At 70.5% G+C, this 6,176-nt stretch carries 1 protein-coding gene; it reads left to right on the forward strand.

Annotated features, from left to right (window positions below; translation table 11 throughout):
* Positions 1–2: 2 nt before the first annotated feature.
* A partial coding sequence (locus ACH4SE_RS36120) for a DEAD/DEAH box helicase family protein (protein WP_398547822.1) occupies positions 3–6,176 on the forward strand: 6,174 nt, incomplete at its 3' end.

Genomic DNA, 6,176 nt, shown 5'->3' on the forward strand with positions numbered 1-6,176 from the left:
AGATGCTGCGCGTCCTGGAGAGCGAGCAGCGCGCGGCCACCGAGCAGGAACAGCGCACCCTTGCGCGCTGGTCGGGCTGGGGCGCCCTGCCGGTCATCTTCAACCCGCGGCCGGCGCGTCCTGCGTTCGACGCTGATGAGCCGTTCGAGCGGGCGGTGGCGCGCTGGGACGCGGTCAGCGACCTGCGCGAGCAGATCCGGACTCTGCTGTCCGAGGACGAGTGGGCGGCGGCCCGCCGCAACACGATCAACGCGCACTACACCGACGCCGACCTGGTCCGCTCGATCTGGGGCGCGGTGCGCGGGCTGGGCTTCACCGGCGGCCGAGTCCTCGAACCCGGCTCCGGCTCGGGGAACTTCATCGGGTTCGCGCCGATCCTGATGAGTGAACCGGTGCGGATGACTGGCGTGGAGGTCGAGCCGACTACCGCGGCGATTGCCCGCCGCCTGTACCCGGATGCCGAGATCATCACCAGCGGCCTTGAAGAGGTCCCGCTCGCCGACGGCGGATACGACGGCGTGGTCGGCAACGTCCCCTTCGGCCGGTACAAGCGGTTCGACAAGGTCCACAACGCCGATCTGGCGCTGTCGATCCACGACCTCTTCGTGCTGAAGTCGCTGTACGCGACCCGCCCGGGCGGGATCGTCGCGCTCATCACCTCGCGCTACACCCTGGACGCGGAGAGGCCGGATGCGCGCGAGCGCATGTATCAGCTCGGCGACCTGGTCGGCGCGGTCCGCCTGCCGGCCCGGGCGCACATGGCCGCGGCCGGGACGGACGTGGTCACCGACGTACTGTTCCTGCGCCGCCGCATGCCCGGCGAGGAACCGGGGGACACGGCGTGGCTGACGTCCACCAAGCGGGTGCTGCCCGGCCACGAAAACGAACTCGCGGTCAACTCCTACTTCGACGCGCACCCCGAGTACGTGCTCGGCGAGTTGCGCGCGGGCTCCCGTGAGTGGGGCCCGGAAGTCACCGTCGTCGGCCGCACCGACCAGACGCCGGCGGAAGCGCTCACGGCCGCGGCTGCCGCGATCTCGGTGGAAGCCCGGGCCGCGGGCCTAACCGCCGCCGCAGATCAGCGCACGGAACCGGCGCAGGCGATCGTCACCGGCGGCACCGAGGGTGCACTGGGCCTCGACGCCGAAGACAACCCGACCATCATCGACGGCGGTCGCCCGGTCCCGCTGGAGGTCCACCCCGACCAGCGCGAGCAGCTGGTGCAGCTCATCCGCCTCAAGAGCTTGACCCTGGACCTGTACGCGGCCGAGGCCGATACCCCCGAGCCCGGCGAGACTCCGCAGCTGGCTCGGCGCCGCGCGGAGCTGCGAGTCGCCTGGCGGGACTACCGCAAGAGCCATCCGCCACTGACGAAGCCGCGCCAGCACTACAAGTTCACCCCGCCGGGCGCCCGCGAGCAGGCCACGGCGCAGGGCTTCAAGGACGTCCCGGAGGCATGGAAGCAGCGCACCGCGTTCGCGTGGATTGACGATGACCCCGACGCGAGCCTGCTGTTCGGGCTGGAGGAGTGGGACGAGCGGACGGGTAAGGGCACCGAGCAGAAGGTGCTGCTGGCCCGTGTCCTGGAACCGCGGACCCTGCCGGTGCGGGCGAACAGCCACGAGGACGCCATCGCGCTGGCGATGGAGTACGACGGCGGCCGGTTGGACATGAGCCGAGTGGCCAGCCTGCTGGGTACGGACGAGGAGACCGCGGCTGCGCAGTGCGCGGACGCCGGGCTGGCCTACCGTGATCCGCTCCAGGACGACGCATGGGAGCCGGGTCACCGCTACCTGTCCGGGAACGTCCGCACCAAGCTTGCCGCCGCGCGGGAGCGGGCTGCCGACGACCCGACGTTCCTGGGCAACGTCGCCGCCCTGGAGAGGGTGCAGCCATCCGACTTGGCCCCGTCGGAGATCAAGGCGAAGATCGGCGCCCCGTGGGTGCCGGTCGACGTCTACAACGACTTCCTCGCCCACCTCGGGTTCGAGGACGCCAGCGTCGTGCACGCCGGCGGCACGGTGTGGGAGGTCCGCGGCGCCAAGAACGGCGACCTGGCCCGAACGGAGTGGGGCACCGGCTCCCGCCCGACGCAGGACCTGTTCACGGCGCTGCTGCGACAGGCCGACTCGACCATCCAGGTCACCTACCGCGACAACGAGGGCCGCACCTACGTCGATAAAGCCGCCACGGACGAGGCGCAGGAGAAGGCCCGGCTGATCGCGGAGGCATTCGAGGACTGGGTCTGGAACGACCAGACCCGGGCGGCCCGGCTCGCCGCTGCCTACAACGAGGTGTTCAACAACCTGGTGCTGCCGGAATACTCCGGCTCCGCGCTGAGCCTGCCCGGGCTGATCAGCGGCTGGACGATGAAGGAGCACCAGAACGCGGCGATCCGCCGCATCCTGTACGAACCGACCGCGCTGCTCGCGCACGTGGTGGGCGCAGGTAAGACGGCGACGATGGCCGCCGGCGCGATGGAGCTTCGCCGCACCGGCTTGGCCAAGAAGCCCGCGCTGGTCGTGCCCAACCACATGCTCAAGCAGTGGACCAGGGAGTTCCGGCAGCTCTACCCCAACGCGAAGATCCTGGCGATCTCCGCGTCCGACCTGAGCGTGAAGCGCCGCGCGAAGTTCATGGGCCGGATCGCGGGCGGCGACTGGGACGCGGTGATCCTCACCCACGAAGCTTTCAACCGGGTGCCGCTGCGGCCGGAGAACATGCGGTCTTACCTCGACCGTGAGCTGAGGTCGCTCCGTGAGCAGCTGGACGCCGCCGCCGATGCGGGGATGCACCGCAACACGGTCAAGCAGATCGAAGAGTCCCTGGCCAACGCCGAGGCCAAGCTCCAGCAGCAGATCGAAGCCATGGGCGACGACAACGGCGTCTTCCTCGAAGACACCGGCGTCGATTATCTCTTCCTGGACGAAGCGCATGAGTACAAGAACCTGCGCACCGTCTCGGCGATCCCGGGAGCTGCGATCCAGGGCTCGGCGAAGGCCACCAAGCTGCACATGGTGCTGTCCTGGCTGCGCGAGACCAACGAGACGGACCGGGTGGCGACCCTGGCCACCGGCACCCCCATCGCCAACTCGGTGACCGAGGCCTACGTCCTCAAGCGCTACCTGGCCCCGCAGCTCCTGGACGAGATGGGGCTCGACGCTTTCGACAACTGGGCGGCCACGTTCGGCGAGGTCGTCAGCAACCTGGAGCCGGACCCCAAGGGCGACGGCTACAAGTACAAGGCGCGGTTCGCCCGCTTCTTCAACGTCCCCGAGCTGATGGCCGCCTACCGCACGTTCGCAGACGTGCAGATGGCCGAGGACCTGAACCTGCCCACCCCGCCGGTGCGGGAGAACGAGGACGGCCAGCGCGGCGAGACCGTCCTGATCCCGCCCACGCCGGCGCAGCGGCAGTTCATCAAGGAACTGCCGCACCAGCCGTGGGTGCGCAAGCCCGGCGGCGTCCTCAAGGCCCTCGGCGAGGGCCTGCGCGCCTCGGTCGACCTGGACCTGGTCGACGCCACCGAGGCCCTGCGCAACCTCGGGCTGAACATCACCGCCGACCAGATCAGCAGCGTGGACCCGACGTACGGCGGGCGCGTGCTGGACATGGACAAGGTCCGCGACCTCGCCGACGCCGCCGCCGTCGACATGCGCCGCGTCGGCGGCAGCAAGGAGATGGGCAGCAAGATCCCCTACGCAGCCGACAAGATCGCGGAAATCTGGCAGGAGACGAAGGACATCGTCTACCCGGTCTCCAGGGACGACCCGACACCGCAGGAACTGCGCGGCGGCCTCCAGCTGGTCTTCCTGGACGAGGGCACCCCGGGCAGCACCGGCAAGCACCCGGCCGACCTGTACGCAGACCTGCGTGACGAACTGGTCCAGCGGGGGATGCCCCGCGAGTCGATCCGCTTCATCCACGAGGCGAACAGCGACCGCAAGAAGGACAAGCTGTTCGCCGACGCCCGCTCGGGGCGCATCAGTGTCCTGATCGGCTCCACACAGAAGATGGGCACCGGCACCAACATCCAGGACCGGGCCACCGCGCTGCACCACCTGTCCTACCCGTGGCGGCCAGCGGACATGGCCCAGCGCGACGGCCGCATCGAGCGCCGCGGCAACCTGAACGCACCGTGGATCGACAACACCCCCGACGACGTGCGGGTCCTGTACTACATCACCGAGAAGACGTTCGATGAGTTCCGGCTGACGACGCTGGCGCGCAAGGCGCGCTTCATCGGCCAGATCCAGCGCAAGGACTTCTCCGCCCGCGAGATCGAGGACATCGGCGCCGACGCCATCAACCTCGGCATGCTCTCGGCCCTAGCCTCCGGCGACCCCGCGATCCTGCAACTGGCCGAAGCGACCGCCGAGCGCGCCCGGCTCCAGGGCCTGGCCCGCAGCTGGGACCGCCAGCAGGACGACCGCACGCAGCAACTCGCAGACATCAACGACTTCCTCACCCGCGCGGACACCGCCTTGGAGGGCATGCGGACCGCGGCCCCCAACCGCCGCCCGACCACCGGCGACGCCTTCGCCATGACCGTGGACGACGCCACCTACCGCAGCCGCGACGCCGCCGCGAACGCGCTCGGGGCTCGGATGGTCGCCATCGCCACAGACCAGTCGATCCGACCCGGCGAGCGCGTCCCGGTCGGGACCTTCGGCGGGCAGGACTTCCACGCGGAGGTCGCCTACGGCGCCAGCGGTCGGCGACAGCTACGCCTGCGCTTCGCCTGGGGCCACGTCGTGCCGATGGGACAGCGCGAGGACCGGGCACAGTGGCAGGCCTCCTCGGTCACGCAGTCCAACGGGCGCGGCGCCATCCAGAGCCTGGAGCACTTCCTCAGCCACCTGGATGACGACCTGGCCAAGCTCGCCGCGTCCGCAGACTCCCTACGTGGCCGCCGCGAGGAGATCGCCGCCAACCTGCGACCCAAGGACGACAACCCCTACCGCATCCAGGCCCGGTCCAAGGAACGCGAGGAGCGGGCACTGGGCAAGCTCGTCGTCGCCAACGAGAAGGAGGCCGCCCTCGCCGAGCGCGCCGAACGGGCCGCCGGCGTCAGCGAGGAAGCCGCCGAGGAAATCACCGAGGAGCTGACCGCGCTGCGCGAGACCATCGCCGCGCTGCGCAAGTCGATCGCCGACGAACACCAGATCCAGGCCGAGGCCCGAGGCCTCACCGGCGAGGCCCGCCCCAGCAGCACGGCCGCCGACGCCGACGACGCCGAGGCCACGGACGACGCACGGCCCGTCCAGGGGCCTGTGACCGCAGAGCAGGCGGCAGCCGACAGCTTCAACGAAGCACTGCTCGATGCCTTCTTCGAAGGCACGGACACCGGGGACCAGGCCGCACCAGGCCCTGACTCGGAGCCAAGCGACGACGACCCCGTCTTGGGCCAGCTCATCTCCCAGGACATTTCAGCACTGGCCGGTGACGGCTGGACCGAGGTCGCGCAGCCCTTCGCCAGTCAGCGGGAGGCCGCCGCCGAGCAGAACCACGTCCAGGTCGTCTACGAGCGCTGGGCGGCGACACAGACCGCGCTGCCGCTGCTGGTCGACGCCGAAGGCGACCTGACCGGAGAAGAGGACGGGGTCACCAACCCGGCCGGCTACGTCGCCTCCTGGCATCACCGCAGCCGGATGGCCGCCACCACCGCCGGGCCGTCGGGCGGTCGCATGGTGGTCGAGCAGTACGAAGGCCTCGCCCGGGCAGCCCGCCGCGCCGACGCCTACCTCTCCCAGCAGGGCGCCTACGCCTCGGACGCCGACCGGGCACGCCTGCTGAACGTGGCCGATACCGCCGCCCACTACGCGCAGCGCCTTGCGGCCACCCTGGACATGCTCGCCGACCAGCGCGCGCAGACCGACCCCGTCGACGCCCGCATGACCGAGGTCCGCGCACTGGAAAGCGCGATGGACTACCTCGTCGGGCGGGGTGCCACCTTCACCATGGACCGGCGGGGCACCACCTACACCGACCGGGAGACCGCGGGCGAGCGCCTGCGGGCGGAACTGCTCGACGGCCTCCGTGACATGCAGCAGCTCAGTCCCGAGCAGCGCAACCTCGACGCAGACGGCCGGGTCCTGTACGGGTACGTCCGCGGCATCGCGCTGCACGTCGGCTGGACCGACTACGACACCGCACAGCCCCGGGTCGTGGTCGGC

Origin of the sequence: Streptomyces sp. NPDC020983, assembly GCF_044333485.1 — a bacterium.
Classification (GTDB): Bacteria; Actinomycetota; Actinomycetes; order Streptomycetales; family Streptomycetaceae; genus Actinacidiphila.